Annotated in this window: 16 protein-coding genes; 9 read left to right on the forward strand and 7 right to left on the reverse strand. The window is 55.2% G+C overall.

The genetic code is table 11. The annotated features are described in order from the left end of the window. Nucleotides 1–36: 36 nt before the first annotated feature. Complete coding sequence (locus tag HDF15_RS02225) at nucleotides 37–1773, reverse strand: carboxypeptidase-like regulatory domain-containing protein (RefSeq protein ID WP_184252633.1); 1737 nt, start codon at nucleotides 1771–1773, stop codon at nucleotides 37–39. Next, the gene (locus tag HDF15_RS02230) at nucleotides 1770–3368 is read right to left on the reverse strand and encodes a carboxypeptidase-like regulatory domain-containing protein (protein WP_184252634.1); all 1599 of its coding nucleotides are present in this window, start codon (nucleotides 3366–3368) and stop codon (nucleotides 1770–1772) included. Before HDF15_RS02230 ends, HDF15_RS02225 begins: the two co-directional genes overlap by 4 nt. A gap of 196 nt (nucleotides 3369–3564) precedes the next feature. Between HDF15_RS02230 and HDF15_RS02235 the strand changes: the two genes are divergently transcribed. The 7 genes from HDF15_RS02235 (at nucleotide 3565) to HDF15_RS02265 (ending at nucleotide 14862) form a co-directional block, all read left to right on the forward strand. Then, entirely contained in the window at nucleotides 3565–5349 is a 1785-nt protein-coding gene (locus HDF15_RS02235; RefSeq protein WP_184252635.1) for a tetratricopeptide repeat protein, read from the forward strand. A 223-nt stretch (nucleotides 5350–5572) separates the two neighbouring features. Then, nucleotides 5573–6184: a hypothetical protein gene (locus HDF15_RS02240; RefSeq protein ID WP_184252636.1), complete on the forward strand. Its 612-nt coding sequence runs from the start codon at nucleotides 5573–5575 to the stop codon at nucleotides 6182–6184. Between the two features lie 426 nt (nucleotides 6185–6610). Further along, nucleotides 6611–9343: a bifunctional YncE family protein/alkaline phosphatase family protein gene (locus HDF15_RS02245; RefSeq protein ID WP_184252637.1), complete on the forward strand. Its 2733-nt coding sequence runs from the start codon at nucleotides 6611–6613 to the stop codon at nucleotides 9341–9343. 487 nt (nucleotides 9344–9830) lie between these two features. Then, nucleotides 9831–11732 (forward strand): PDZ domain-containing protein, encoded by a 1902-nt coding sequence (locus HDF15_RS02250; protein ID WP_184252638.1) that lies wholly within the window; start codon nucleotides 9831–9833, stop codon nucleotides 11730–11732. Between the two features lie 514 nt (nucleotides 11733–12246). Continuing rightward, entirely contained in the window at nucleotides 12247–13578 is a 1332-nt protein-coding gene (locus tag HDF15_RS02255) for a chitinase (protein WP_184252639.1), read from the forward strand. A gap of 31 nt (nucleotides 13579–13609) precedes the next feature. Continuing rightward, entirely contained in the window at nucleotides 13610–14254 is a 645-nt protein-coding gene (locus HDF15_RS02260) for a YukJ family protein (protein WP_184252640.1), read from the forward strand. A 215-nt stretch (nucleotides 14255–14469) separates the two neighbouring features. Continuing rightward, nucleotides 14470–14862 carry a hypothetical protein gene (locus HDF15_RS02265; RefSeq protein ID WP_184252641.1) on the forward strand — a complete coding sequence of 131 codons (393 nt, stop codon included), beginning with the start codon at nucleotides 14470–14472 and terminating at the stop codon, nucleotides 14860–14862. A gap of 520 nt (nucleotides 14863–15382) precedes the next feature. Here HDF15_RS02265 and HDF15_RS02270 read toward each other — a convergent pair. Further along, the gene (locus tag HDF15_RS02270; protein ID WP_184252642.1) at nucleotides 15383–16450 is read right to left on the reverse strand and encodes an acyltransferase; all 1068 of its coding nucleotides are present in this window, start codon (nucleotides 16448–16450) and stop codon (nucleotides 15383–15385) included. Nucleotides 16451–16457: 7 nt separating this feature from the next. Next, nucleotides 16458–16691 carry a hypothetical protein gene (locus HDF15_RS02275; RefSeq protein ID WP_184252643.1) on the reverse strand — a complete coding sequence of 78 codons (234 nt, stop codon included), beginning with the start codon at nucleotides 16689–16691 and terminating at the stop codon, nucleotides 16458–16460. Between the two features lie 1272 nt (nucleotides 16692–17963). Here HDF15_RS02275 and HDF15_RS26350 point away from each other — a divergent pair. Next, the gene (locus HDF15_RS26350) at nucleotides 17964–18428 is read left to right on the forward strand and encodes a helix-turn-helix domain-containing protein (protein ID WP_409254855.1); all 465 of its coding nucleotides are present in this window, start codon (nucleotides 17964–17966) and stop codon (nucleotides 18426–18428) included. A gap of 446 nt (nucleotides 18429–18874) precedes the next feature. Here HDF15_RS26350 and HDF15_RS02285 read toward each other — a convergent pair whose 3' ends face one another. The 3 genes from HDF15_RS02285 to HDF15_RS02295 all read right to left on the reverse strand — a co-directional run bounded on the left by HDF15_RS02285 (nucleotide 18875) and on the right by HDF15_RS02295 (nucleotide 21471). After that, nucleotides 18875–19690 (reverse strand): TIGR03435 family protein, encoded by an 816-nt coding sequence (locus HDF15_RS02285; protein ID WP_184252645.1) that lies wholly within the window; start codon nucleotides 19688–19690, stop codon nucleotides 18875–18877. A gap of 296 nt (nucleotides 19691–19986) precedes the next feature. Further along, complete coding sequence (locus HDF15_RS02290) at nucleotides 19987–20409, reverse strand: BrxA/BrxB family bacilliredoxin (RefSeq protein WP_184252646.1); 423 nt, start codon at nucleotides 20407–20409, stop codon at nucleotides 19987–19989. A gap of 144 nt (nucleotides 20410–20553) precedes the next feature. Beyond that, a complete protein-coding gene (locus tag HDF15_RS02295; protein ID WP_184252647.1) occupies nucleotides 20554–21471 on the reverse strand; it encodes an aspartyl protease family protein in 918 nt (305 codons plus the stop codon). A 285-nt stretch (nucleotides 21472–21756) separates the two neighbouring features. Here HDF15_RS02295 and HDF15_RS02300 point away from each other — a divergent pair, with 285 nt between their 5' ends. Further along, entirely contained in the window at nucleotides 21757–24816 is a 3060-nt protein-coding gene (locus tag HDF15_RS02300; protein WP_184252648.1) for an RICIN domain-containing protein, read from the forward strand. The last annotated feature ends 39 nt before the right edge of the window (nucleotides 24817–24855 follow it).

A 24855-nucleotide genomic window follows, 5' to 3' on the forward strand; every position in this document is an offset into this window, starting at 1 on the left:
TTATTGAATCTACCATACTTGCAGGTCTCACTTTTCCTAGGGAGCCTGGGCTGCGATCTCTTGTTTTACATTCGCGCCTGACTTGAGATCCAGCGGCACGCCGTGGAGCAGGTATCCGCGTAGCGTTGCCGGGTCGTTCCAGTTCACCTGCCAGCCGTGATCGATGGCGATGAGAATGTACTGGCCTGGAATGATCTCCGGGAGTTGGTAGCTGCCATCCGTGTTGGTCTGATCGCGACGAACAGTCGTGATGCTCTCCGGCTCTCCAAAGGTCGCGGGAATAAGCAGGACCTCAGCCCCCACCGACGGCTTGCCCTGATAGCGGGCGAAGCCGGAGACCACGGACCGTCCGCTCGTCACATGCAAGGCGAGGGAAGCGTCTCCATGCACCGTGACGGTACGGCCGGCGACCTCGGCCCCCATTGCAGAGAGGCTTGCGAGGTACGTGTCCGGATTGCCGGCAAGGTGGACGCTATAACGACCGGGCAGAAGATCGACGCCTAGTTCAGAACTCTGTCCACGCGGTTCAGAACTCTGTCCACGCGCCTGGAGATTTCCCCTTCGCCCTGCACGCCCGGGAGACGCAGCGCCGGAGGCGGGGAAGACGTTCTCCGGGTTGTTGACATCGATAAAGGTAATCTGTTCCGCGCCGATCACCGCAGTCCCATCGACCTTGAGAGAGACGTGAACGCCGACCGAGCCTGAACTCAGATCCATTGAACGGGGCGAATTGGCTGTGATCTGGATGAGCGTGCTATGCCCGCCGGAGTCGGGCCAGCTCACCTTGTACAGACCAGGGGCCAGGCCTCCCGTATCGACCTGGCCCTGCGCGGTGGAGAGCGTGGAAGGCACTGATCCCAAAGCACCCCCCGCAGACGTAATCGGGGTAATCTGCGGAAAGCGAAGAGTAGGCTGTCCCTCAGACGAGGACGACGCGGCGGCGGCAAGCGTCGAAAGGTGAAGATGAATTCCCGGAATGGGCAGCAGGTGGAAGTCGGCCTCGCTCGATTCGCCGCCGTGCATTGTGATCGTTGCGGCAGAGGTTGAATCCGTCACGCCCGGAAACCATGTCGGCTGATAGATCACGTCCAGAGACGGGTCAGCGCTTGCGGATTGGTTACTGGAGGGTTGAACCGCCGCAGCATACCAGGGGTTAGCCTGTACTTCGACGCGATAGTCTCCAGGGGATAGGTTGGGCAATTCATAGTGACCGCGATCATCCGTAAGAGCCTGGCCCCGCACCGCGGGTGTTGGCTGCCCGTTGTCGTTGTCACGAGGTGCGACAGACTGAAGGGTGACACGTGCCTGGCGAACAGGCTCATTGGCTTCATCGAGTACGGTGCCGAAGATCGAAGAGTTGGGCGTCAAAGGGAAGAGCACGTCCAATGTAGGATTCTCCGCGGTAAGCACAATCGCGGAGGAGAACCCCTCGTGTTCATCCAGGGCCTGAACGATGTATCCGCGAGCATGGGCGGTCAGCCTCCACGCGCCGGCGGAGGCAACAGGAACATCGAAGCGGCCACTCTCGTCGGTCTCGAAGCTGTCGGACGTTGGCCCCTGAGGAGCATTGGTGAGCGTCGCCGTCATGTGGCAGCGGGGAACGGGAGATTGCGTTACGCTGTTGACCACTGTTCCGGTGATGTGAAAGGTAGGAGCCTTGGATGTCTTGATGGCCTTCAGATCCTGAGACTGCGCCAGGCAGCTCCAGCAGCCTCCGAAGACAAAAGCCGTCAGAGTGAGAAGAAGGGAAGCCGTTGAGAAGAGGAGTCTCATGGGAAGAGGTCCTCGACAGGCACTTCGTCAAGATTAAGATTACTGGCGACACCGGTTCCGACCGTGATGTTCTGCATCCACGAGGTGAAAGGGGCGGCAAGGGTTGGATCGGTAAAGTCGATCTGCCTGGGCTGTTCCAGTGCAAGCGCCCGATAGGAACCCGGCGGAATCCTCGAACTGCTAAAGCTTCCATCATCACGGCTACGCAGGCTGATCATGGAGGTCAGGCCGGGAGTGAGGCTGATCAGGTAGATCGAGCCGGCAGCAGCTTTGCCCCCGAGAGAGGTCGTTCCTTGCACCGATCCGGCCTGGTTGGAGACTATGAGACGGATTGGAACACCGCCCCCTCCGGAAGTGGCAACGAGATTCTCCTGCAGCAGGTCGGAGCTGCCATACGTGGCGGATTTGACGTACCACTGGCCTGCACTCCTTGCGCGGAGACGATAGGTGCCGAAGGGAACTGTGAAAGCAGAAACCCCGTCACGACGGGTCATAAGAGTGGCATTTGCGTTCCCGCTATCGAAATCCTGCTGCTGATTTTCCAGGAAAAGCCCTAGCTGATTCACGTTCGGAGGGGAGCTTGCGGAGTTATCGGAGGTAGATGCCGGATCGATCGTCAGCTCTATAGGGATTGTGGGCGCTGGCTGAAGATTGAGGGCCACTCCCGAAAGTCCCTGGCTCGAGACAGAAACGCTGGTTTCAGCCATCTCTACCACCCCTTGTTCTCCGCTTCGAGCCGTCAGAGTATAGGAGCCGTTGGGAAGATCGATACGCTGCACGCCGCTGCCAGCGTCTTTCCGGGGAGAGACGGAGATACGAGCGCCAATGCTGGACGTCACCATGATCGCGGGATCGGATCGAAGTACGGCCCCCTTGACCGTAACGTCGACGGGGTAAGTTCGGCTTAGCTGGGGATGCAGATCGAAGTGCATCTCCTGACCGCTATGCAGGTGCACCGCTTGCAAGGTATTGCTTGAGGTTTGCTCTGGAACTACGAGAGGCAAAATAGCTTCTTCGCGATCTGCATTCGGGGCAAGATAGCGTGTGACGAGCCGGTATTCGCCGGCTGAAAGCGGAAGCCGGGCATCGCCATGGGTGTCCGTCAAACCTCCTCCCACGGTGGCCCAACGGCGCGAACCATCGAAGAGGTAACGCTGGGAGGTCACAAAGATACCCTGCAAGGGATCGCCATCCGGCTCGGAGACATGCACGGTAATGATGGCCTCCGGGTAGAGACGGAGTGTGAGCTGCCCGGAGAGCTTGCTCAGAATGACATTGGCAGGGCTGAACGAATCGGGGTTCATGGCGAAGCCTGGTTTCGTCACAAGAAGCACGCCATCCTGCGTCACCTGCTCAAACTGAAATCGGCCTTCGTAGTTGGTCAGCATGGAACGATCGGCGAGCCGCACGAGGGCGCGCGAGACAGGCTGCCCACTCACCGCGTTGATGACCTGACCGGAGACCGTCGTGGGACCAGCAGGCGCCTGACTGGATTGCGCCAGGGCTGGAACGCCCGATCCTAAAAAACAGACCAGGGATACCCACAGCCAGAGTGCAACGCGAAAGGCAGAAGCTTGCGGCCGGACAGAGAACAAGGACAAACCTCGCAGGGGCTGATACAACTTGAGACGAATGAAACAGGGTAATGGAGTCAATCGGATATCAGATTCGCTACGTTTGCTTTCTTCGCCTGGCATTTTGAGTCTCATAAGCGATTGGCTTCGCTCTTCCGGACGGCACTGGCGTTTGTAGAATGGGGCTGGACAAACTCCTTCATTCCAACAGGAAGTTATGTATTCAAGGCACTCTCTCTCCCTGTGGTTCGCTCAGCGGCCACGGCGTAATTTTCTGATCCTTTCGGCGCTGCTGGTATTGGCGCTCTACTGGCATGCGTTCAGTGCGCCGTTTGTCTATGACGACCTCGATCAGATCGTGAACAATCCGAATCTTCAACCCTGGAGCAGTTTTGTTCACCGCTTTTTCTTCCGTCCGGTGTCGTTGAACACCTCGTACCTGGGATATGGAGGATCCACCTACAGACCCTTATTCTGGCTCTCCTTATTTCTGGATCGTGCTGTTTGGGGCCTTAGCGCTCCTGCATTCCATGCAACGAATATACTGCTTCACTTCTTGAACGGGAATCTTGTTTTCGCGTTGTTTCGCAGGCTGAAGCTACCCGTTTCGACGGCTGCCGCTGTCGCCTTGTTGTGGCTTTCGTTGCCGATCAATACAGAGGTAGTCGCATGGGTGAGTGGACGGTCCTACGTGCTTTGCACATTTTTCATCCTGCTTTGTCTGCTTTCAGCGATCACTCATCTGGAACGGGCTCAACCCCGATGGGCAATTGTATGCTCGCTCACTGCTGCCTGCGCCGTACTTTCCCATGAGTTGGGAATCGTCATCCTTCCCATCTTGTTGGTGCTGGTCTTCGTCACACGCCTGAAATGGTCGAAAGGACTGTTTCTAACGATTGGCGCTGTCACCGCGGCCGTGATGGCCGTCGAAGCTATCCGCATTGGAGTCGGCGTAAAGTCTTTCTCGGCATTCGCCTCGATCAAGTGGATAGGCCTGGCCTCGTGGGAGTATGTTTCCCTCACCGTCCTCCCCGTGCACATGAGTGTGGAACGTTCCACCACCCTCTCGTTAAGCCAGCCTCATCTCTGGTCTTATGTGGGACTCCTTGGGTTTGGACTCGTCCTGGGCTATGCGCTTTTTCGACGGAGGGATCAGCCTGTTCTGCTCGACGGTTTGGGCTGGTTCGCCATCGGGGTTGCCCCCTTTTGCATACTGCTCAACTATCAGGGCCTCGCGGAGCGCTTTGCCTACTTTGCCGCTATCGGCATGGTCGCCGCCATTGTTGCTGTCTGCATGGATGTAAGTCAGCCGCAGGTGAGAAGGGCTTTGGCCGTTTGTCTGGCGCTCTGGTCTCTTTGGAATCTTTGCCGAACTTCGATACGCGTGGCCGATTGGTCCGACGAGGTGCGCCTGTATCGCAGCTCGCTTGCTGCGACTCCGCAGAGTCCATCGGTTCATTTCAACCTTGCCTACTCACTGAGGGAGAGAGGGCAGCTGCAGGAGGCTATCGCGGAGTATCAACGTACCGTTGATATCGACAAAAGATTTCCGAAGGGATATGCCGGCTTGGGCGATGCGTATCTGCGGATGAATTCTTATGCCCAGGCACAAGCCGCCTATCAGAAGGCGCTCGCACAAGACCCGAACGACGCAGCCGTTTTGCTGAACGTTGGAGCAGCCTATCAGGGGGCCGGGGCACTGCCTGAGGCGGATGCAACGTGGCAGCGGGTCCTCCAGATCGATCCCAAAAGCAGTGCCGCACACGTGAATCTTGGTGTGCTGTACGTCGCAGAGAACAGACAGAGTGATGCCATGCACCAGTTCGCGATAGCGATCGACATGAAGAGCAACGACATCGTTCCTTACTATGACCTGGGAGCGCTCTTTCAACAGGCTGGGCGAGGAGACCTGGCAATGCCTCTTTACACAAAAGTCCTGGAGTTGAAACCCGGGGATGAGGATACGCTCAGAAATATCCGCTTATTGCAGCAAGGCCACTAAACGCGGATGCGGTCTGATAAAAATTATTGACGCGCCGACGCTTCGCCTTTAGCATCGCCCCTAGCTATTCTCGCAGTTTCGCCCAAGCTTCCAACCGCTGAGTTTTTCAAGGAGCTTTATGTCTTTTATATACGCACGCCTTCCGCATTCCCTCAAAACACTATTCCCAAAAGTCATAGCGCCTCTACTGCTCGCAGGCATTTCTGTTGCCGGGAGCGGTTGGATGGGCGGACTCGCCCATGCTCAAACAAGTGCCACTCCGAATAACTGGACATGGCCGGCAATTCCTGGTTGTCTTGCAGATCCGGAGATCCAGACGCAGGGAACGACTGACTACAATTCACCCATCTGTTCTGTATATGATCGACTGCTGGCAAGCGGTGAGATCGATCTGGAACTCAGGTCCGCGCGCCGGGTCAATGCAGAGATGGATGGTGTTCTCTATCCCGCGTTCGTGCCTGGCACTGAGGTGGTCACGTTCATCACTACCGATAAATTCATCGGTTCATTCACCGGCACCAGTGGATTGGTACGCGTCTCCGGAAGATCCATTTCCGCGCGCAGTGGTAGTTGGTGGACGACGCTCGACAATGTCAGCCAGGGCGGGCAGCTGCTCGACGCAGAAGCTATCCAAAGAAAATTGGCATTGCCGAGTTCGCCAGCATGCATTGCTTACGCTGACTCGGTAAGGCCCGGAGTGCGCGCCTATATGGGCGTTGTCGCCCCTGCTTTTGGCCAGAACGGCGGAGGCGCAGAGTTTTGGTTTCCTCCCAGCGCAGTCATCGCAACGAAGACCGCCCAGATACCCGGTGGTACCGCTTGCGATAGCAACTAAACAGGGCGCCGCGGCTTGGGAAGAATGAAACATCGGGCAAGCACAGAATATTGGCCTCTTCTAATCACCCTTTAGAAGAGGCCAATATTCTGTGCTGTCCTGGATGTTGTTGTGCCCAACCCTGCGATCATAGTGAATATCCGTCGCACGGTCTTCCTTAGCGTCCGCTCCAATTATTCCTTTCCTTCTTTAAATGTTCATAACAATGAGAAAGAACATAGCTACGATACATCTTGAAAGAGAGTATCCAATATGCACTTAAAATTTCCGTTCTCGATTTCAGCCACTCATTCGGTCTTGTTTTGCCTGCTCGCCAGCTCTGGGTTGGCTTACGCCCAAACACAGTCCTCTCCGAAAAGCAGCTCCGATTTTAACGTCGCCCCGGCAAAAGATGCTGCTACAGGAGTTGCGCCGGCAGGGAAGAACATGGCTCCAGGCCACCCTCCGGCGTCACAATCAAGCAGTCCGGATCGCACCGTTGGTCCCCAGCAGGATGGTTCTATTGTTGTCTCGGACAACCAGACACTGACCCCGGCCGGAAGAATTATTGAACTCGGATCGCCTGTACGTGCCAAAGCCATCGTACTCAATCCGAACGGCGCGACGCATAGCGGCGCCGTGCTGCTGATGGGGTCGCCGGAACCGGTCATCGTATTCGATACCGTGACCGGAAAAGTGCTTCAGCGCTTCATTCCTACGGGCGCTACGGGAGATGCTTCCAAAGGGTTGCAGACTGGCTCCTTCACCGGAATCACGTATTCCTCCGATGGCAAGAAGCTGTTATTCAGTCAGGACAACAATTACGTCGTCGTTGCGAATGTAGATCGAGAGACCGGAACGTTGACTCACCAGCAGAGGGTCAATCTGCCTGAGCCACCTGCGGATGGACGGCCTTATCACAACGCGAAGTCGATTAATCCGGGAGGCATTGCATTCTCCGGAGACAACAAACAGGCGTATGTCGCGCTCAACGTGGCGAATACGCTCGGCGTGATCGATCTTACAGCGTCTCCGGCTAAGCTCATCGCTCAGATACCTGTCGGCAATGTGCCGAACAGCGTCATTGTCCGGGGCAAGTATGCCTATGTCACCAATGAAGGTGGGCGGCCGGCTACCAGTGAGGACTTCACAAACTATTCCGACGGAACACCCATCGTCGTAGACCGTAAGGATGCATTTACCCTCACCGGGACAGTGTCTGTTGTAGACCTCACCGAAGGTAAAGAGGTCAAGACAATTCAAGTCGGTCTACACCCCGTTGGCATGGCAATCTCCGGTTCCAATCTCTATGTAGCCAACGCCTATAGCGACAGTTTGTCTGTCATCGATCTCCACACCGATGCGGTGATCCGCACCATCAATCTCAGCGTTCCGATCGCTCGCGGAGTCTTTGGCTCCGGTCCGAACGGCGTTGCCGTGACGGAAGACGGGAAAGCCTACGTAACGCTGGGACAAGCCAATTCCGTAGCCGTCGTCAACCTCCAGGGCCGGGATGCCAATCCAGTGATTGGCTATATCCCGACTGCCTATTTCCCAACTTCGATCACCTACGACAAGGCGCAGAAACAACTTGTGATTGCCGATGACAAAGGTCTGGGATCGCGGGGCAATACAAGTACCAAGGATGGAGTGATCGGCTACAACACGCACGCCGATACCGGAGTCGTGAATCTGATTCCGGAGCCGAACGCGAGCGAATTAGCGAGGTTCAGCAAGCAGGTGTTTGTGAACAATCACTGGGACCTGACCACGAACATCGAGGTTGGACAGCAGTACATCGACCAGCATGCTACCCCTGTAGCGGTTCCTAAGCATATCGGCGAGCCTTCGCTCATCAAACATGTCTTTCTCATCATCAAAGAGAACCGCACCTATGACCAGATGCTGGGGAACGTTGCCTGGGGTAATGGCGCTCCGGCTCTGGCCATCTTCGGGTCTGACACTCCGAATCAACATGCCCTCGTAAAGCGCTTCCCATTGCTCGACAATGTGTACGCACCAAGCCGTCAGTCCGCGGATGGTCACCCCTGGATCGGAATGTCCGGGTCGTTCTACTCCAACGATATCCTGTCGCCGGATTGGATCCGATCCTATCCCGGAGGCAGCTCGGAAGATGCCTTGACCTATACGCCCCAGGGCTTTCTATGGACATCGGCTGAGGCCAGGGGGCTTTCTGTGAAGCTGTACGGGGAGTGGAGCGGCGGCGCAACCGTTGCGAAAAAAGCAGACGGGAGTGCCTACACCTGGAGCGATTTCTACAACACATCCCTGTGCAAGGAAGGCAAGGCTCCTGCCTCCAGTTGCGTCGTTCCAGACGACGCCATTAAGGTGTCGTCCGATATTCCATCGGCGGCGAAGATTATGGACCCGCATTATCCGCCCTTCAATCTGGTGATTCCGGATCAATACCGCATGGATTACTGGATTCCCGAATTCAAACGTCTGGATGCAGCGAATCAGGTTCCCAACTTCACGATTCTCTGGCTCCCGAATGACCATACTGCCGGTACCACGAAGGGCCAGCCCTATCCCGCCAACTACCAGGCAGACAATGATCTCGCGCTGGGCCTCATGGTGGAGGCCATCAGCCACAGCAAAGTTTGGGCGGACTCAGCGATCTTTGTGGAGGAAGACGATTCTCAAGCAGGGACCGACCATGTCGACGGTCACCGGCAGCCGGTCTACGTCATCAGCCCCTATACAGTGGCGCCTCAGACTCCTGGTCAGGGCAAAGCCATCCATACTACGTACACAGCGGAAAACATCAACCGTACCATCGAGAACATTCTGGGAATGCAACCTCTGACACAGTTCGACCTGGTGGCTTCACCGATGTTCGATGCGTTCCAAAACACGCCGGACCTCACACCCTACGATCATATGGCTGCTGTTATTCCGCTGAATGAAGGTCCAGGCCTGCCGTTGGGGAAAACCGTAGCCGACTACACTCCACTACAGAAAGCATGGCTCAAGGCCACAGCCGAAGTGATGAAAGGGAAGTACGATAAAGCCGATGCGGTGGACCCGAATTTTCTCAATCACGTGACCTGGTATTCAGCAACGGATTGGAAGCGGCCGTATCCGGGAGAAACCAAGCTGCTCATGCCTGGGCCATTTGTTAAGGCCGCCAAGAAGTACACCGACGATGATGACGACTAACTCGATACAACAGGGCGAGCCACAGTGCGCGATTTTCTCGGACGCACTGTGGCTGACTCCTACGATCTATGCGTTTACGAGGATTGGGCTTGTTCTTGTCAGCACGGCCTCTTCTTCAGCTATGGCGCGAGAATGGCTTCGGTAGGTATCCGTTTCCAGGATGGCATCGATCGCTTCGGCTATTACTGCGGGCGTTGGCCGGTCTGTCAGCAAATTGCTTCTGGAACGTAATCGAACTGTGCAACCAGTTTGTTGAGGCACTGAGCGGAAGGGCCTGGCTTCAGCCTTCGGCAGAGTGGAAGGAGGCTTTGTCCGGACTTTTCCGGCCCGGTTGAAACCGGGCCCTTCCTGGTCTTGCCTCGGCATGCGATTTGCACGGCTCAATTTTCAACCCCAAAACAGCAATTTGATGACACGCCCTAGAATGGGGCATAAGACACCAAACGGCTAAGAGCCAAAGAAGTGTTTAGAGAGGGTCCGCTCATTCATGAAGGAAATCCAACTGCGATTCCAGCTTCTATCGATTGTGTTTGCCTCAAGTCTGCTTACGGCTAACGCACAGCACACGCCAATCCAGATTCACGCAGACCTCACAGATGCGCCGCGCAAAATCTATCACGCCGATGTCGACCTTCCTGTACATCGCGGCCCTCTTGAGCTGATCACGCCGGAGTGGATTCCCGGTGCGCACGGTCCCGATGGCCCGATTGGCAACATCACGGGGATTCGCTTTGAAGCGGATGGCAAGACGATTCCCTGGCACCGCGATCCGGTGGACACCTACGAATATCACCTTGAGATCCCCGCGGGTGTTTCTCTGTTGCATGCGCATCTGGATTGCATCTTTAGCCGCGCGACCCGCACGGCGGCAACGCTGGAGTGGGAAGACCTGATGCTTTATCCGGCGCACATGCCGGTGCATGAGATTGCGATCCAGCCTACGGTCACCGTCCCTGCGCATTGGGGCATCGGTACCTCATTGAAGCCGCTGACTCCCTATGACCCGCAGCATCCGGAAGGCGGCACGGTAAAGTATGCAGCGACGACCGTTGAGATGCTTGAGGATTCGCCCGTCATGACGGGACTCTACTTTCACGAGTATGCTCTCGCTCCCGGCGTGTCGCCACAACACTATATGGATGTGATCGGACCAACGGCTGCTTCGATAGAGGCTCGCCCTGAGACGGTTGAGCAGATGTCGCGTCTGGTGCATGAGGCCTTTGCGATGTATGGGCCACCCCATTACACCAGTTATCACTTTCTCATCCTGCTGCAGGGGGACGGTGGCGGTGGTGGTCTGGAACACCATGAGTCATCCGACAATACGATCCAGAAGGATTTCTTTACTGGCTATAAACCGTCGGTCGGTATGGCCGGATTGCTCCCGCATGAGTTCACGCACTCCTGGAACGGCAAGTATCGCCGTCCCGATGGTCTTTCGACGCCGGATTACGCGACGCCTATGCAGGACAACCTGCTTTGGGTGTATGAGGGCCTGACCAACTATCTGGGCGACGTGATGGGCGAGCGCATTGGCATGGTGACCGCCGAGCAGTACCGGCAGGACCTCGCCCTAACCGCGGCAGAGCAGGATGCGACAAGTGGCCGCGCATGGCGCAGCATCGAAGACACTACCTTCGATTCAGCCATGCCTCGCAACGGTGGCGGCAGGGGCGGTGCCTGGAGTAGCTGGAAGCGCGGAACAGATTACTATCCCGAGGGTTCGCTCTTCTGGCTGGATGTGGACACGACCATTCGCAGGCTCACACAGGACAAAAAATCTCTGCGCGACTTCCTGCAGATCTTTTTGCAGAAAGGTGGAAGCGGCGTTGCTCGCGTAGTGCCTTACAGCCTCAGCGAGGTAGAAGCGGATCTTAATCAGGTAGTCGCCTATGACTGGGCTGGCTTCATCAAGACGCGTCTGTACGACGTACAACCAAATGTGAACACCGAAGGTATCGAGCAGGGTGGGTATCGGCTGGAGTACACCTCGGAGCTCACGCCCGAGATGGAACGGTCACTGAAGGGAAACCCGTCACTCGCGACATGGTTCTCGATCGGCTTGAGTGAGGATAGGGAAGGGACGATCCGCGATGTGCGCGTCGGAAGTGTCGCGGATAAGGCGGGTTTCGCGCCCGGGCAAAAGCTCACGGCGGTCAACGGACGAGTCTTCACGATTGAGGCCTTGACCGATGCCCTGAAGGCCGCCAAGGGCGCAAACACGCCGATACAGTTGATGGTGCAGGATGAGGACACGATCGCTCCGATGAGCCTCCTCTATAACGAGGGCCCGCGCTATCCTCGTCTTTCTCGCGCCGACAATACGCCGGACATGCTGACGGAGATTTTGGCTCCGATGACATCGGCGGCAACTGATTCAAACCACTGAGACCGTACTCTTTCGTATTGTCTTTCTCTGTATCCATGAGGGAGTCGGGTAAGGGAACAGCATTCCTGCTGCTCCCTTACCCGAAAACCGGATTTGATGGTTTCCTCATCCGGCTCAGCCGTGTGTAAGCAGGGCCAGTGGAACAATACCTTTCTTGCCGATAAGCAACGCAGGTGGGCCTCTAGAGTGAGAGCAGTTCTATAAACAAATGAACCGCTATAGAGGCAAACCCCAGCCTTCATAAATTTATTGACAGGCTGATGTTCGACTGTTACCGTTTCGGACATTACTTATGAATGAATAAAAAGTATGCAGGATAGCCACCTCAAGAACCCGCTATCGTTCCTGCATCGAGATCATTGAAATATAGAGGTTGTAGGCAATTCACGGATCAACGGCAGGGAAGCAGAGCCTACGCTGCTTCCGGAAACCGCGTTTCAGCCAGTTTTCAGCGCCGCTTTTTGAAGCTGTCATCGCAACAGATAGAAGAAATTCAGCTTAGTTAGGAGATAGCATGAAAAGAGTTTCTATTTTCAACGTGAGCGTTTGGGGTCTTTCTTTCCTCTTATCAGGTGTGCGCTGTGCTTCTGCACAAAGCGTGCCCGCATGCGCCTCTCCCTGGACTGCAGGTATGAGCGTGACCGTTGGCGAGGTGGTTTCATACAATGGTGAAAACTATCGAGCGCTACAGGCCGAGACATTTGCTGTTTCAAACTGGCAGCCTCCGAATGTACCAGCACTTTGGACGTTGGTAGGTGCGTGCGGATCTAGTACGACGACACCACCACCGCCACCGCCGCCGCCCTCCAACCCTCCGCCTACCAACCCGCCTCCGACATCAGGAAGTGGCAACGGGCGCGTTCTTATTGGCTATTGGCATGACTTCAGCAATGGTTCGGTCAACCTGCCTTTAGCCCAGGTCTCTTCCAATTTCGATGTGATTGATGTTGCTTTTGCCGGCACGACCACCGACACGAGTACCATTTCGTTCGATGTGGACACTGTCGATATTGAAAGCGAGGCGCAGTTTATTGAGGACGTTGCCACGCTGCAAGGTCGCGGTAAAAAGGTCATACTCTCCATTGGCGGCGCGAACGGCAATGTTGCCTTGAACACGGCTCAAGACGTGACCAACTTTGTGAACTCTGTTTCCGGGCTGATACAGAAATTCGGGTTCAACGGAGTGGATATCGACATTGAGAACAATTCATTTGCCTTGATCTCCGGGGATAACGACTTTACCAACCCGAAGACACCGACCACCGTGAATATGATCAATGCGTTACACCAACTGGCGAGTAAATTCCCCGGATTTATGCTGTCGTTTGCCCCTCAGATTGCGGACATACAGGAGGCGAATGTCGCCTACGTCTCCACCTTTGGCGATCAATTGCCTCTGGTGTGGGGGTGCAGAGATATTATGTCGTTCCTTCAGGTCCAGGATTACAACACCGGCGGAACGAACGCTCTGGATGGCAAGAACTACACGGAAGGCACAGCTGATTTCCAGGTTGCGATGACCGAGCTGCTGCTGCATGGCTTCACCCTGGCCAACGGACAAAACTTTCCAGGCTTTCCCCCGGGACAGATAGCTTTCGGTGTACCCGCCAGCACGAGCGCCGGGGGAGGATTCACAGCACCAAGTGCCGTAGAGCAGGCATTGAATTACCTCATTACCGGTGTGCCTTTTGGTGGCCAATATGTGCTGCAGAATCCGGCAGGGTATCCGGGGTTACGTGGCCTGATGACCTTCTCGATTAATTGGGACGATGTCAATGGATTCGCATTGTCGAATACGATTGCGCCATACTTACACGGCCTGCCGGCGATCGCTGCTCCGCAATAGGATCTATCATCGACGCATAGAGGAAAGATCTATGCCGATTACTAATTACAGCGTTCTGCAGGGCCTGCCAACAGCAGGCAAAGTTGTCACCGGTACGAGCACCCACTACCAGATCACCATGCAGGCCACCGGCGGCCCCTTTACCGTCGCTGTCAATATCGAGTCTACCGATGGCTCCGAGGTACTCTATGCCATCGTCGAGGGCTTCCAACCGCCCGATCCAGCAGGACTCCTTGCCCTCAAATCCGGCATGCACTCTCTGCCTAGTACCTCTGGCGGCCTCGCACTGGATTTCGTACGTGAGGAGGTGAGCGGCAAACCGATGATCACCCTCGCTCAGATGACCCTTCTGCCTGAGAGCGAAAGGATTGGCGATCACGCCACTCCACTCGAGAACGCCGTCGATACCTTGCTCAACCAAGCCGTCGCCGAAAAGGGAATGATCTTTGCCTTTGGCAGCGCCTACGCCGATAGCGGCAAGGTGGACGGTATCCACGACATCCACATGAACCAGGGCAACCCCATCAGCACCTTTGGCAAGGACAATGGCATCTGGCAGGATGGCGCTATTTTCACCTATCTACCGTCTACTGCAACCTGGACCGCCATCTTCATCGCCTTCCAGACCGAGTCATGGAACACCGACAGCTCTGGCAATCCGCTCAGCAATGGCTAAAGCTGCCGAAGCAAGGTCCGGGCCCGAATGCGATCATTCGTTTGATCATCCTCTGCGGGTTATCCAAGCTATATCAGACACCCGCAACCCCTCTTAGGCGCCGAACCAAGTTGGGGTAGAACGCTAAATGGGTCAATGCACATACATTCTTTATATGTTTCAGCGTCTACTGGGGCCAGAAGTGCGGATCTGATCCGACTCTGGAGGAAATAGCAATGAAATCGATTACTCGTTTTATCACAGCAGTGGTGGCAGTTATGTTGATGGTCACCGTACTGTGTCCCGCGCAGGACGCCAAGGCGAAGAATCTGGGCACGGCGTCGGCGTTCAATGGCAAGAAGCTCGAGATGAAGGACAACGGAGTGGCCGCGTACCTCCTGTCTTTCACGGCGGGGAAAGAGTTCGAGGCCACCACGGACGGCCTGAAGAATACCGATGTGCACCTTTTCGTCTACGACTCCACAGGCGCGGAAGTCGCTAAGGATGTCTCATCCGGACCGAAGTGTTCGGTTAAGTTCACGCCGGAGAAGGACGGGCAGTACAAGTTTGTCATCAAGAACGCCGGGGGAATCAACACGGTGACCTTCAATGTAAGGGTCGCTAAATGATGACTCGCCACTTGTCGAAAAGACACTAGGATTCGCGTCCGATGGCTTTCGAACGAAAGGTTCAGCAATCATCCCAACATCAGGTTGTCATGCTGCAAAGCAGAGACGGCCTGGTGGAGGGATGCTTGAACAATAAAGCAAAGTACATCTATGTCCGATAACGGATATTCTGTATAGTGACAATGTAGCTGCAAAGCAATAACGTCGTAGCTCTGCAAAGCCAACGTGTCGTTGCCCCATCCTTAGAACAGGATTCGGAGGCGACAGATTGGGCTGAGATTCATTGCTTGTCTGCTGTGCCCTTTCTGCTTGCCCGCCACACTTGTCAATCCTTCTCATCTACGCAGCCCTGTCCATTCGACGAATGCGGATGGCCGTCGTCTCTCCTGTGGTTTGCCTCTACAGAAGTCTCCCCAAACGGTTCGCGGGCGACGGCTGCTTTCGCTTCAACGTGGTCCATGATGCCACCCGGCTAGCGAAATAAGGATTCGCGGGCGAGATCCACCAGCAGGCCCAGCTCCTATTCCCTTACCCCTACCTCTACCTCTACCTCTACCTCTACCTCTACCTCTACCCCCATTTGACTGTGAGGACTGACAAGACCATACAGCGTGGGCCGCTCCAGGAGATGCCAGGAAAGCGCCGCGTAGATAAAGGAAACGGCGAAGGCTATCGCTCTTGCAAGGAGGATATGATGCAAATGATTCCGGACAACAGAAATCACTGTGAAGTGGACCAGGTAAAAGCTGTAACTTATTCTTCCGAGGTACACCAGCGGTGTTAGCTTTAGCATTCCGACACCACGGCCACCCAGCGCCCATAACACAGCTCCCGCACAGCCGAGAAGACTGAGCTCGTACAGCCAGACGCTGGCTGAGACATTATTTGCACCGGCTTGAAACCACGGATACCGAGAAAACAGGAGCAGGAAGCATACCGAAATGCCGGTCAGTAGAAGACCATAAGCGCTGAGCTGTTCGAGAACCGTTCGATAATGACGCCAGGCGAGCGCGATTAGCGCTCCGATCGCCAGCAGGTCCATTCGGAAGGGAGTCGAGGTATGGATCGGCCAATGCCCTGGGAAAAAAGCAGTCGCGCCCCAGCGTAACAGGGGAGCTACGAGCACCAAGGTTCCCGCTAACCAAGCGAGAGCCGTCTCGCTAAGCCAGTAGACCGCAAAGGGCCACAGAATATAAAACTGCTCCTCCACTGCCAGCGACCACAGAACGGCGAGGGAATAGTGGTAAGACAGCTCCCCGAACGATGCAGTGTTCATCAGAAATACAAACAGATACCAATGATGCATCCAGCCGATACCAAACAAAATCGATGTGAGGCCAAGGAAGAGAAGGTAGGGAGGAAGAATTCTTTGTATGCGGCGCTGATAAAACAAGGCCAGATAGCTGCTCCAAGTCTTATGTCTGCGCTGTTCCAGCAAAATTCCTGTGACAAGAAAGCCAGATAAAACGAAGAATAAGTCCACTCCAGTCCAGAGCAGATGGAAGCCAAAGGAGTGACTACCAAAAACCATCAATACGGCAATGGCGCGGAGCCCGTCGAGCTGCACGATGCGTTTCGCATCTGTCATCTTTTGATTACGGCGCTTCGCGTGTTGGCAGGCATGCGATGTTTGGGCAGGATCCGCCAATATATTGGCGTTCGATCAAAGCTGTTTTTTTTTCGCCTGATGCAAAGTTCCAGGCGATGTATTTTCCCGCCTCTCCACTACCTAGGACGATCGCGTCATATGATGACGCTGATGTTAGGGCAAGACCATATTGACTCGACTCGCGCATGGGCACAACCCTGTCTAAATTCTTAGAAGCCATTGATATTCTCCGAAGTGATTACAGACAAGATTCTTGATAGTCCAATGGATGGCTTCTTTTTCGGCTATCCCAGTATCCGCTTATAACCGCCTTCTCCGCACGAAGGCTGAACTATAACGTTCCGAGTCTACGGACATTTGACTTGAACGTCTTTCGGTAATGAATCAGGCTTTCCGAAAATGCACGCCTATCCTGCCTTCTGGACGAATAATATCGGTGCCGCCGAATCTGTCGTTGGCTCCTGGATGAAGGCGTTCCTCTGCAGACGTAGTCGCCTGATCGACGAGGCACGCAAGTTCCATCTATAAGCGATGAGGGGTATCGGGCTGTGCCCACCCGGCACGAGATCGAACCAAATCTTCACTATTATTAAGAATTAACAACTTGTGTAGGCGTGAATTTAGGTGTATTTCTGTTAACAGATCGCCTTTCGTCCTAGAGAGTTGCTGCAATAAGTTTTCATGAGCAATCACGGGCGCTGGGTAAGCGGAACGTTGAATATGAGGCAGTGGCAAGCAGGGGGAGGGACGCTGAAAAATGGTGAAATCTCGCATCTGTTTTCGTCGGCAGCTACGGTTTAGCGATTGTCGCAGGGACACGAATTACCTATAGATCTGGTCGCCTATGAGGTCCATTAATTGGGGGACGAGGAGACGGTAAGCGATCACAATTCCAATGTCCTATGTCAATCGAGCTTCGGCTGCTTCGAATCAAGCTACACCCGTTCCTTTCTGTTGTTAGCCGCTCTATTGCGAGGGATTTGTGCAGCAGCCTTTACTCACGCAACTTGATCAGTCAAAAGAGCGAATGAGCGGTGGCGAGCCTCACCTGACTAGGCCGCCGCTCATTCGCTCTGAGGTGGGATGGTTCACGCCTCCATTACTTGAATCTGAATCGTCCGGAATGGCGTCTCAAGTAATACTTTCTCGGTGGGTTCTCCCGGAACTAGCTTCTCCGATAGAATTCTCTTCCAGTGGCGCAGACGGTGCCCACATGCTTTTGTGTTCTCGCAAGCCGGCGAGAGGCGAATGGCAATTCGGTGGTAAGCCGTTTTATAGTGGCTCTGCTTCTGCTGACTCGCTCTGGATCAAAGAGCCATTTCAGGAAGCTAGAGCAATATATTATGAGGGTTTCACCTCCTTCCGCGTGTATCTGCCTCAAGCTCTATTGGCTGAGTGCTATGAGGCGGCATACGGCCGTCCTCCCAATGCAGAACTAGTCTTGTCGAAGACAAAACGTGTAGACTGCCCCACTCTCAAACACCTCGTCCGAATGTTGGTTGACGTCGATGACAATGGTGGTCCAGCTGGACCACTATTCATTGATGGCATAAGTTTGGCCATTGCATCTCGCTTGTTAGCACTCGACTCGAAAAGAGCGCAACTCAATTGTTCCGGAAAAGAGCCCTCGGCATTGTTGAGGTGGCGGCTAAATCGGTCGATCGAATACATCGAGGCCAACCTCTTGAAGCCGATATATCTGGTCGAACTCAGTAATGCCGTTGGACTTTCACGAATGCACTTTGCCGCTCAATTCCGCGCAGCCACCGGCTATACGCCAAATCGGTACATCCTTGGGCGAAAGATTGCTCACGCACAGACTCTACTCCGAAATCCTTCGATGTCAGTTGTTAACGTCGCGCTCGCGCTTGGATTCAGCACGCAGGCCCATTTCACATTTGTGTTCAAGAGTATTGTTGGATATCCTCCCGCTTACTGGCGGAAGCATTTTTCATAACCATGATCCTATGGCGTTCCAAATAGAAGCGAAGTTAAGCCGTAAGAGAATTTGTGATCCCAATATTCTTGCGATCAAACGGCGATATAGCATTTCAGTCAAGAGGGCCTACAACGGGGGGTTCCGCTTTGATAGTGGCTGAGAAACGCAAAAAAGATTTTGATTCGACCCCAAGGGCTCGTCTCAAAGTGAAACTTTCGTTGATAGTCACATAGATCTGAAAGAAGAGTTGAGATTGATTTTCAACGATTTGCAAAAAACAGTGGTGGAAATGACGGTCTGATGACAGTTCAGCTTTGCAGCGCCAGTGTAGACGCAAAGTTGAAGTGTCCGGTTTCTGCAAAGCAAATCTGTCTAAGTGATTGACGCGTACCGGACCATCGACCGTTGCGAGTATCCCACGATAATCGCGCTGTATGGACTGAACCTAGCAGCGTCAATATCAATCAATCGAAATGTGGAAGCTCCGCCGCGAGCACTTCGAGAACTGGTGCGTCAGCTTTTCCAGGCTTCAATTTCAACCCCAGTTGATCTTGGAGAGCCGTGAAGAGGCCGGGGTAAACAGCTTGTTCGGGAACTCCGGCACCACGGTCCGGAGTCCAGCTGAGGTCGAAATCATAGGTTCCGACGAGGCTGGTTTGGTTGATAACCATTCGATCGCCGACCTCTCGCATTCGTGTCAAGCTCTGAGCCATGTCGTCCATTGAAGTCGCGACTGCAACCATGTGTCCGTTGCGGATTGATAAGCTGCGAGGCTTTGCCAAATCCGGAACGAGCCGTGTATGAGTGCTACTGACCACCAGTCCGAATATGGGTAGTTTTTTCTCAACAGATCTGACTCTAAGGTGGAAGCGCTCCGAAAGGAGAGCCTGCAGCATCATTTGGATTTCAGCCTCCTCATCCCGATCGGCACCCGCTGCACGAAAGGATGTTGCCTGTTCCTCGTCTATTATGGCCAATATGTCGAAGCGTTGTTTGTCTAGCCACTCAGGCCCTCCCAGGATCTGGGCGGCGCTCCTCAGGTTGAATGCTGCCTTGATCAGTTGACGAAGAGAATAGCCTTTAATGGTGACGCGGTTACCTTCACTGTCCCAATCCTCGTTCGTGGAATCCGGCCGAGTTGGTCTCACCGTAGCTACCTCGAACGCCAGCGGTTTAGCCTTTGGCCCGCTCGACAGATTTTGCGCGAAACATGTGCCAATGCAACTCAGCAGAATGGCTCCTGCTCTGAGACGTTGAGAACACTTCTGGCTGCGTTTCATGGATGCCTTTCAAACCTAATAATCGAGCCGCATGCATCGGGCTGATGTCCTGGCCGAGTTAGAGCGCTTCTGTCGACCCGCGTCGATCACTCTTTGTTTGGCGCGATGTCGTTTGTGGACTGGATGCGATGGGGATATCTTCACACGGATCATCATCTCAGGCAGTTCAGGCGTTGATCGATACGCTGCCCCAAAAGGATGAGATGGCAGAGGGAGCTTTCTTCCCTGCTGCCATCACCGAAAACGGGCTTTCACGTCATGTGCTGATTTTTAGGATGAAGTGAAAGAACAGCCCGTTACAGGACTTCACTGAATGCGCTGGTCAGATCATTTGCCAGACCATTCGCATCCCGGCCTTCTATCCGATGTTTGGGAACGAAATAGACAAGTTCGCCATCTTTGAATAATGCAATGGATGGAGACGAAGGTGGTATATCCGGGAAATAACCTCTGGCCCTTGCTGTGGCCTCAAGGTCCTGACCGGCGAAGACACTCACCCACCTATCAGGTGTTTTTCCATTCCCGTTTGCCTTTGCCTGACGCAGTGCCGGCCTCGCCGTTCCTGCCGCACAGCCGCATACGGAGTTGATAAACAGAAGAGCCGAGCCAGTCTGGTTATTGAAAAAATTATCTACATCCTGAGGGGTCAATAATTCCTGAACGTCAACTTCGGTGACTTCGTCGCGAAAGGGTTTGACAAGCAATGGGCTGTAGGGCATCTAATTTCTCCTTAGTGTTAGATCAACTATCCAAGCCAGTGCCTGAGCAGAACGCTCAGTGTTCGAGTATCCGAACTCCGATCAATCTAATCCTCCCCTGACGAAGCGAAGATCAAAACCTCGTGAACAAAACAGCTCCATACCCTAGGGTTTTGGGGCTTCCGTCGGCAGAATCCAGTCACGTGATTCCGTTGGGTCAAAGACCACGGTGAGCATTCGCAGGGTGGGCAGGCCGATGTTGGGACGTCCGCCCTCCATGAAGCGGATCTCAGGCTGGTCCAACTTCACGTCCCCAAGCCGGACGGAGCCTTTCAACCGGGCTTGATAGATCGGCTGCTTGCCTGCTGCCGATACGGCGAACCCGATCTGAACTGGAGGCCCATCCAAAGGCAGCTTATCTTTGTACATCATGGGCAGAATGATGGGCGCATCATTGCCGGTGTCCAGGATCGCCGTTACCTTGATCTCCCCAAAATCAAGCACCGCAGACGGAAGACTGTCATCGTGCGTTCCCAGATAGGCGAAGGGTTTGCCGCTTGGAATCGTCTCAGGGGTCTTCTCCTGAAGGACCAGCCTGCTTCGCGGGCCTTCCATGCGCACAAGATGGTTGGGAAAGCTGTTCGGCCCAAAGATGCCGACCTCGTCGGTAATGTCATACGCGAGAGCTGTCGCCCTCGCATCGGCGATGGGAACGCCGCCAAGGCTTGCGCCCTTGATGAAGGTGTCGAAGCCGGGTACAGGCTTCCCTGTGCTGCCATCGATCGAAGGCGACGGTCCTGTTCTGGGAAGCTGTAGAGACGTGGCCAGCTTGAGATCGATCAGGTTGCCGTTCGTGCCCGTATCAAACACAACAGGCACGGGAGGATGATCTCCGATACGCAACATCAGGAGAGCTCGCTTCGATGACATATACAGAGGGATCATTACTTTGGGTGCGGCTTTTGGAGCCTGGGTTATCGCTGCCGCAGGTGCCTCAACCGGGGCTGGCGCAGGAGTGCTTTGGGCTGCAAGCGGAAGGCTGAGAACAGAGAGAAACAACAAAACAGGATTCGCAAGGGGCATACGCCATCCTATAGTGAACCCGCCGCGGATGGCCGAAGATTGCCTATGGCTATTCGCAACTGGTCTTCCTCGAAGAGAGAAGTCTCAATCCCCTGCCGCCTCTGCAGAGCTAGTCAGGCTTTCGAAGTAGAAACACGCGAAAAATTGTTGACAACCTTGATTTAGCCGAATATGGTTTTTTACGAAACATTCCTTACAAAGATATTGTCTCGGGGGCGCACCCTGCTTCGCGCACTATGACATTGATTTCCCTCGCCCAAGCTGAGTTGATCGGAGTTGAATCTGATGAGAAATCGCATATTCGAAGCTACTATCGTGGGCAAATTCCTTTGCCTGACTTTCGTGGGGCTCCTGGCCCTGGGCACCTCGGCCTTCGCACAGAACGGCACAATCTTTGGCCCCAATGTCTACGTCTTTACTCCCAGCAATTCGATCTCGTCGATCAACTCTACGCTCGCCACCCTGGCTGGTAACGGGCAGTTCAGCACCAACCGCTATGCGGTGCTGTTCGCGCCGGGCACCTATACCGGTGTCGAATCTGAGGTGGGGTTCTATGAGTCTATTGCCGGCCTCGGCCAGACGCCCAGCGCCGTCAACCTCAGCCAGGGCTACCTGGAATCGAACGAACTCATCAACGGAAACGACACGCAGACCTTCTGGCGTTCGATGGAGAACCTGGAGATGACCACGCCGGGGTCCGGCACGCTGCAATGGGGCGTTTCGCAGGGAGCGTCCATCCGACGCATGCTGATCAATAATCCGGTAGAGCTGACAGACTCCGGCTGCAACTACTCGAGTGGCGGATTCATTGCCAACACCAGGATCACGGGCCAACTCAACTCCTGTTCCCAGCAGCAGTGGTATACACGCAACAGTTCCCTTGGGAGCTGGACGGGCGGCAGTTGGAACATGGTCTTTTCGGGAGTCTCCGGCGCTCCAGCACAAAGCAATCCCTTCGGTGGCGGAGGCAGTTCGCATACCGTTCTCGCCAGCACTCCCGTCAGTCGCGAAAAGCCCTTCCTCTATATGGATAGCAGCAGCAACTATTGGGTCTTCGCACCAACCTATGGGACAAATACGTCAGGCATCACCTGGGGCAACGGCGGCGTAGGCAGCGGAGAGGCCGGCACTTCCCTTTCGATCAGCACCTTCCTGATCGCTACCCCTTCGACCTCATTAGCCACAATCAACGCTGCGCTGGCCTCCGGCAAAAATCTCATTCTGACCCCTGGTATCTACCAGTACAGCGGAGCCATCAACGTCACGAACGCCAACACCGTGGTGCTCGGGCTCGGCTACGCCGATCTTGTTCCACAGTCGGGAACGCCAGCGCTCACGGTAGCCGACGTCGACGGAGTGCAACTCGCCGGATTTCTCATCGATGCTGGTCCGGTCAACTCATCGGTACTTCTACAGGTAGGAGTGAAGGGCGCGCCGCGCGTCAGCCACGCAACCAATCCGACCACGATCAGCGATGTGCACTTTCGCGTTGGCGGAGCCACCCTGGGAACCTGCAGCGAAGCCACGGAGATCGATAGCGACAACGTGATTATCGACAACATGTGGAGCTGGCGCGCCGACCATGGAAACGGTGGGACTGTTGGCTGGTCGTTGAATGTCTGCAATAACGGATTGGTCGTAAACGGGGACAACGTACTGGCCACTGGCCTGGCGGTCGAGCACTACGAAAAAGAGCAGGTCGTCTGGAACGGTGAGGGTGGTGAAACCATCTTCTACCAGAGCGAAATGCCCTATGACGTTCCCAGTGAGGGCGCATGGATGAACGGCAGTGTGGACGGTTATGCGTCCTACAACGTCGCGCCGACGGTCGCCAACCATGTGGCCTACGGCCTGGGTGTTTACTCCGTATTCGATCAGGGAGTGAATATCATTGCGAACAGCGGGATCGCCGCACCCGTCGCCAAGGGAGTCACCTTCCACGACATGGTATCGGTAACGCTCTCAGGCGGTCAGATCAACTACACCATCGCCTCCAACAATGCCACGGTCGATAACGGTGGCACGACGGCTGGGGCCAACAGCTACGTGACCTCCTGGGGAGGCACGAGCGGCAATTGCGGCGGTGCCCCGGGAACTCCAGGGACACCCTCCGGATCAGGAACTTCGGGCAGCACGATCAACGTAAGCTGGAGCGCCAGCTCGGAGGGGTCGAACTGCACACTGAGCTATAACCTGTTCCGCAGTACAGCAGCCGGGTTCACGCCTTCGTCGAGCAATATGATCGCTTCGGATTTAACCGCGCCGTCGTTCATCGATTCAGGCCTGGCTGCCACGACAACCTACTACTACGTTGTGCAAGCAGTGAACGCAGCCGGCGCCTCGGCCAATTCGGCGCAAGGAAATGGGACGACCATTACCGGCAGCGGTGGTGGCACAGCCGAAGAGCCCTACGGAGGAACTCCTGCAGCCATCCCCGGAACAGTGCTGGCAGAAAACTACGACACGGGCGGCCCGGGCGTTGGCTACAGTGTCGCGACCGTCAATGGGTCGGACAACGGCTATCGCTCCGACGGCGTCGATCTGGAGACCACCTCGGCCGGTGGTGGCGGCAACGATATCGGCTGGACGGCTGCTGGACAGTGGTTCCGCTATACGGTGAACGTGGCCACGGCGGGGACCTACAACGTCACCTTCACGGTTGCCTCTCCAAACGCAGTGACCGATGGGTTCCACCTGTCGAACGCCTCGGGGGCAAACCTGACCGGGTCGGTCAATATTCCGGCGACTGGCGGCTATCAAACCTGGACAACCGTGACGGCCAGTGTCACACTGCCGGCAGGTGAACAAGTCCTGACGTGGAACCAGGATAACGGCGGCTACAACCTCTACTCTGCAGCCTTTGCCTCCAGTGGCTCGGGTGGCGGATCTACCTTGACCACGGGCGTCTTTTACAACCTCGTCAACGAGAACAGCGGTTCCTGCATCGACGACACCGCTTCGGGTACGGCGAATGGAACCGCCGTTCAGCAGTGGGCTTGCGGTCAAGGCACCACCAGCACCCAACCCAACCAGCAGTGGGAGTTCCTGAACGGGACCGCCAGTGGCTATTATTACGTCGCCAACGCCAATGCTCCGACCGAAACCTGGAATGTAACCGGCAGCGGCACCACCAGTGGTAGTCTCCTGCAGACGTGGACCTATGCCGGAAATCCCAACGAAGAATGGGAAGCCGTGCCGCTGGGCAATGGCTACTACAACTTTGTAGGTCAAGGCAGCGGTCTCTGCCTGGACACTCCGAGTGCTTCAACCGCAAACGGGGTGCAGCTGGATATCTACACCTGCAATGGAACAGCAGCTCAGGCGTGGAAGCTCGTCCTGCCGTAGTCGTTCACAGCAGGGGGAGCTCTATGAGTTCCCCCTCTG

The organism is Granulicella mallensis (assembly GCF_014203225.1).
Lineage (GTDB): Bacteria > Acidobacteriota > Terriglobia > Terriglobales > Acidobacteriaceae > Granulicella > Granulicella mallensis_A.

Bases quoted from the DNA above. Each gene is read 5' to 3' on its own strand.
- HDF15_RS02225 (WP_184252633.1), bottom strand. From the start codon at position 1,773: ATGAGACTCCTCTTCTCAACGGCTTCCCTTCTTCTCACTCTGACGGCT.
- HDF15_RS02235 (WP_184252635.1), top strand. From the start codon at position 3,565: ATGTATTCAAGGCACTCTCTCTCCCTGTGGTTCGCTCAGCGGCCACGG.
- HDF15_RS02240 (WP_184252636.1), top strand. From the start codon at position 5,573: ATGGGCGGACTCGCCCATGCTCAAACAAGTGCCACTCCGAATAACTGG.
- HDF15_RS02245 (WP_184252637.1), top strand. From the start codon at position 6,611: ATGGCTCCAGGCCACCCTCCGGCGTCACAATCAAGCAGTCCGGATCGC.
- HDF15_RS02250 (WP_184252638.1), top strand. From the start codon at position 9,831: ATGAAGGAAATCCAACTGCGATTCCAGCTTCTATCGATTGTGTTTGCC.
- HDF15_RS02255 (WP_184252639.1), top strand. From the start codon at position 12,247: ATGAAAAGAGTTTCTATTTTCAACGTGAGCGTTTGGGGTCTTTCTTTC.
- HDF15_RS02260 (WP_184252640.1), top strand. From the start codon at position 13,610: ATGCCGATTACTAATTACAGCGTTCTGCAGGGCCTGCCAACAGCAGGC.
- HDF15_RS02265 (WP_184252641.1), top strand. From the start codon at position 14,470: ATGAAATCGATTACTCGTTTTATCACAGCAGTGGTGGCAGTTATGTTG.
- HDF15_RS02270 (WP_184252642.1), bottom strand. From the start codon at position 16,450: ATGACAGATGCGAAACGCATCGTGCAGCTCGACGGGCTCCGCGCCATT.
- HDF15_RS02275 (WP_184252643.1), bottom strand. From the start codon at position 16,691: ATGGCTTCTAAGAATTTAGACAGGGTTGTGCCCATGCGCGAGTCGAGT.
- HDF15_RS26350 (WP_409254855.1), top strand. From the start codon at position 17,964: ATGTTGGTTGACGTCGATGACAATGGTGGTCCAGCTGGACCACTATTC.
- HDF15_RS02285 (WP_184252645.1), bottom strand. From the start codon at position 19,690: ATGAAACGCAGCCAGAAGTGTTCTCAACGTCTCAGAGCAGGAGCCATT.
- HDF15_RS02290 (WP_184252646.1), bottom strand. From the start codon at position 20,409: ATGCCCTACAGCCCATTGCTTGTCAAACCCTTTCGCGACGAAGTCACC.
- HDF15_RS02295 (WP_184252647.1), bottom strand. From the start codon at position 21,471: ATGCCCCTTGCGAATCCTGTTTTGTTGTTTCTCTCTGTTCTCAGCCTT.
- HDF15_RS02300 (WP_184252648.1), top strand. From the start codon at position 21,757: ATGAGAAATCGCATATTCGAAGCTACTATCGTGGGCAAATTCCTTTGC.